The sequence below is a fragment of the uncultured Campylobacter sp. genome (genome assembly GCF_937949835.1).
Lineage (GTDB): Bacteria > Campylobacterota > Campylobacteria > Campylobacterales > Campylobacteraceae > Campylobacter_B.
In genome coordinates, this window is record NZ_CALEDC010000355.1 from 1 (window position 1) to 3901 (window position 3901).

Below are 3901 nucleotides of genomic sequence, written 5' to 3' on the forward strand. Positions count from 1 at the left end.
TCATCCCCACATCGAAGCTCACACGCGTCCTGGTCGAGCTTTTTTCAAATATCATCGCTAATTTTTGATCTTTTAAATATGGCTTGAAATTTCGCGCCTTGGCCTCTTTTTTAATCTCAAAGGCTAAATTTAAAATTTCGATTATCTCGTCTTTGCTAAAATCGTTTAACGTAAGAAAGTGCCTCATATCACTCCTTTATCTTTTATAAATTTACTAAAAAATTCTTTTAAATCACCTTTCGTCATATCGCCCGTAGCCACCTTTACGACTACGTCTTCCATCGCCGCGTAAAATTCCTCGTCGTCCAAAACTATAGAATTCGCCGATAAAAACATATCGGCTAGCAGAATCGCCGTCCTTTTATTCCCATCGGTGAAAGGATGAAATTTTATACACGAATGCGTCAAATGCGCGAGTTTATCCGCCATAGTAGGATAATACAGATCGTTTTTTATATTTTCCAGGGCAGAAGATAAATAGCTTATCTGGGTTTTATTATAGCCTTTACTTCCGCCTATTTTTTCTAGCATTTTATCGTGGATAAAAATAGCCTGATGCAGCGTTAGATATTTCATTTGTCTTTTTCATTTATCCTTTAATCGCTCAAAAACAGCCCTATTGCTAGGTTTATCCAGTTTCGCAATAACGGCGCTCGAAAGCTCGTCGAAATTCTCTATGCACTCATCCCCGTTTACGGGTAAAATTTTAGCTTCAAATTTCATCTTTTTTGCCAGCTTCATCACGGCTTCTAAGACGGCTTGCATTTCGTTACTTTTAATCTCTAGTGCTATTTTATTCATCGCTAGCCCCTGTTTAAAATTTCCGCGATCTCTTTGGCGTGATAGGTGATGATCATATCCGCGCCGGCGCGCCTTATGCCTATCATCGTCTCCATCATCACGCGCTCATAATCGATCACACCCGCTTTTTTACCCGCCTGCAAAAGCGAGTATTCGCCGCTTACGTTATACGCACAGATCGGCAGCAGCGTGCGCTCCCGCAGGTCTCTGATTAGATCCAGATACGCAAGTGCGGGCTTTATCATCAAAATATCCGCTCCCTGCGCCTCGTCTTGCAGGCTTTCGTTGATCGCCTCAAATCTATTTGCGGGGTCCATCTGGTAGCTGCTGCGATCGCCGAAGCTCGGCGCGCTCTCCGCCACGTCGCGAAACGGCCCGTAGTAGCCGCTGGCAAACTTCGTCGAATACGCCATAATCGGTAAATTTTCAAATCCGCCGTGATCAAGCGCCTCTCGCAAAGTAGCGATAATGCCGTCCATCATGCCGCTGGGCGCAATCATATCCGCGCCCGCTTTGGCGTGGATGAGCGCCTGTTGCGCCGAAATTTCAAGCGTCGCATCGTTATCCACCGTCTGATGCACATGATCGATGATGCCGCAGTGTCCGTGGTCGGTGTATTCGCAAAAGCACAGATCGGTGATGACGAGTAAATTTGGAAATTTAGCCTTTATCGCGCGCAGCGAAGTCGCGATGATGCCGTCCTCGCTTAGCGCGTCCGAGCCGATGCTGTCCTTTAGCGAAGGAATTCCGAAAAGTAAAATTTTATCCAACCCAAGCGCCAAAAGGGTCTCGCACTCTTTTAAAATTTCATCGATGCTCATCTGAAATACGCCGGGCATCGAGGCGATCTCCTTTTTGATGCCGCTTCCTTCCACCACAAAAAGCGGATAGATCAGCGAGCGGGTTTGCAGATCGGTTTGTCGCACCAGATCCCTAAGCGCGGGGTTTATTCGTAGTCTCCTAAATCGTTTAAACATTATTTTTCCTTTTTTAGCTAGAATTGTAAGATTTATAATATCACAATCGGAGTAAATTTAAGCATGGATATAAAAATTTCAGAGGTCGCAAATCTCCCCTCCCGCTTCGGAAGCTTCCGCGTTCAGTCGTTTAAGCAAGGCGAGAAAGAGCACCTAGTGATATTTAAGCAACCTTTGGAGGGCGTCGTAAACGTGCGGATCCACTCGGAGTGCCTTACCGGCGATGCGATCGGCAGCCTAAAGTGCGACTGCCGCGACCAGCTCGAAGCGAGCCTAAAATATATCGAAGAGCACGGCGGCATGGTGATCTATCTGCGTCAAGAGGGGCGCAATATCGGGCTTTTCAATAAAATCAACGCCTACGCGCTGCAAGATCAGGGCCTCGATACGATTGAAGCAAACCATCAGCTAGGTTTCAAAGCGGATGAGCGCACCTACGAGATCGTGGATTTCATACTCGCTCATTTTGGAATTTCGCGCATAAATCTACTTACGAACAACCCGCAAAAGCTGCACGATCTAAAAGTCGAAGTGGTCGCGCGCGTGCCGATAATCATCACGCCCAATAAATTTAACGAAAACTATCTGCGCGTCAAAAAAGAGCAGATGGGGCATCTGCTGTGAAGCTTACGGCGGGCGAGAGCTTTGGCGAGCAGGTCGCTAAATTTAAAGCCTGTCTGCAAAAATTTAACCGCGTCCATAGCCTCACGAATTACGAGGATTTGGACACGGTGGTACACGACAGCCTAAGCGGAGCGAATTTCATACCGCGCTATCCGCGCATTGCGTGCGACATCGGCTCGGGAGCGGGCTTTCCCGGGCTATTTTTGGCGCTCGCGCTGCCGCTGTGCGAGTGGCATCTGTTTGAACCAAACCTTAAAAAAGCGGCGTTTCTAACCTACGCGAAGGTTAGTCTTGCGCTAGCTAACGTAAAAATCCACGCCGAACGCGTGCAAGACGGCGCAAAGCTGCGCGCCGATCTGATAAGCTCCCGAGCTTTGATGAGCGCGCGGAATTTAATTGAAATTTGCCGTGGCTTTTATGATGAAAACACGACGTTTTTACTCTACAAAGGCTCGGGCGCAGAGGCGGAAGCGGCAGAATTCCGCAAGGAATTTACGAGCGCGCACTGCGAAATTTTTAGTGGCGAAAACGCTTTGAAAAATAGAAATTTTTTAGTGATCAAAGGGGTAAAATAATGGGAAAAATTCTAGCCGTCGCCGTTATCGCGGCGCTCATATATTTTTTGATAGTGCCTAGATTTCGCATAAAGAAAAAGGACGATACGACCGAACTTTTGGCGTGCGACGAGTGCGGGACGTACTTTAGCAACGACGAGCTTGCTCTGCGCGACAAAAAGCGCCTTTGCAAATCCTGCGAAGCCAAACTAAGGGGCGGCAAATGATCATCCTAGGCCACGCGCTCGTGCCATACGAGCCGCTGTATCTCATCAAAAACGGCGACGAAGTTTTCAAATACGACAATCTGCTCTTTAAATTTAACGACAGGCTCATCGCCGCGGCGCAAAAGGCGCAGAAAAAATTTAGCGTTATTACGAACGATATAAATGAAATTTTACTCGCAAACGGCGCAGGCGCGCGCTTCATCATCGTGGATAAAAAATCAGCCGCGGCCGCGCAAAAGCTAGCAAACGATTATCTTTTTGACGCCAAGATCGCGATGTTTATCGGCTCTGCGCGGGCGTTAAAAAACTTAGCCGAGCTCGGAATCGATGCGGCGATCTTTAAAGATGCGATCGCAAACGCGCCCAAATCGCTACTTGCAAGCATCGGAGACAGCGTAGGTTCGAAATTTCACTTCGGGCTTCCGAAAAAAGATGAAATTTTCGGCGGCGCGCAAAAGCTCGCGAATAAAATTTCGGCTCTGGATAAAAAGCTAAGCGCGCCCGCAGCTGGTAAAAACGACGATATTTGGAAAAAATAGCAAAATCCTAAGCAAATTTGTTCGCAGGCGTAAAATTTTTATGACTCACGCAAATTAAAATTCCGCGCGAAATTTTGCCTAGCCTCGCGGCTTAGAATTTTACGCGAGATTTCGCCCGCTTACGCGGATCGGAATTTGCCCTCTTTCGCAAATTAGAATTCCGCGAGGAATTTCACGCG

Annotated in this window: 7 protein-coding genes and 1 pseudogene; 4 read left to right on the plus strand and 4 right to left on the minus strand. The window is 47.3% G+C overall.

Translation table 11 applies throughout. The annotated features are described in order from the left end of the window. From Q0256_RS08140 to hemB, 4 genes and pseudogenes are all read right to left on the minus strand, one after another. Positions 1 to 187: pseudogene (locus tag Q0256_RS08140) on the minus strand (ornithine carbamoyltransferase); the annotation flags it as partial. After that, entirely contained in the window at positions 184 to 576 is a 393-nt protein-coding gene (locus Q0256_RS08145; RefSeq protein ID WP_297962078.1) for a type II toxin-antitoxin system death-on-curing family toxin, read from the minus strand. The pseudogene Q0256_RS08140 and the gene Q0256_RS08145, both read right to left, overlap by 4 nt. Positions 577 to 585: 9 nt before the next feature. Next, a complete protein-coding gene (locus Q0256_RS08150; protein ID WP_297962079.1) occupies positions 586 to 801 on the minus strand; it encodes a hypothetical protein in 216 nt (71 codons plus the stop codon). Between the two features lie 2 nt (positions 802 to 803). Continuing rightward, positions 804 to 1778 (minus strand): porphobilinogen synthase, encoded by a 975-nt coding sequence (hemB, locus tag Q0256_RS08155; protein WP_297962081.1) that lies wholly within the window; start codon positions 1776 to 1778, stop codon positions 804 to 806. A 63-nt stretch (positions 1779 to 1841) separates the two neighbouring features. On the opposite strand from hemB, the gene ribA reads away from it, so the two are divergent. From ribA to Q0256_RS08175, 4 genes are read left to right on the plus strand one after another with little or no spacing between them, the layout of a single operon-like run. Next, positions 1842 to 2402 carry a GTP cyclohydrolase II gene (gene ribA, locus Q0256_RS08160; protein ID WP_297962083.1) on the plus strand — a complete coding sequence of 187 codons (561 nt, stop codon included), beginning with the start codon at positions 1842 to 1844 and terminating at the stop codon, positions 2400 to 2402. Beyond that, a complete protein-coding gene (rsmG, locus tag Q0256_RS08165; RefSeq protein ID WP_297962086.1) occupies positions 2399 to 2977 on the plus strand; it encodes a 16S rRNA (guanine(527)-N(7))-methyltransferase RsmG in 579 nt (192 codons plus the stop codon). The genes ribA and rsmG overlap by 4 nt, the downstream gene beginning before the upstream one ends. Then, positions 2977 to 3183, plus strand: a complete 207-nt coding sequence (locus Q0256_RS08170) for a hypothetical protein (RefSeq protein ID WP_297962088.1) — start codon at positions 2977 to 2979, stop codon at positions 3181 to 3183. The genes rsmG and Q0256_RS08170 overlap by 1 nt, the downstream gene beginning before the upstream one ends. Further along, on the plus strand, positions 3180 to 3722 hold the full coding sequence (locus Q0256_RS08175; RefSeq protein WP_297962090.1) for a hypothetical protein: 543 nt from the start codon (positions 3180 to 3182) through the stop codon (positions 3720 to 3722). The genes Q0256_RS08170 and Q0256_RS08175 overlap by 4 nt, the downstream gene beginning before the upstream one ends. Positions 3723 to 3901: the final 179 nt, after the last annotated feature.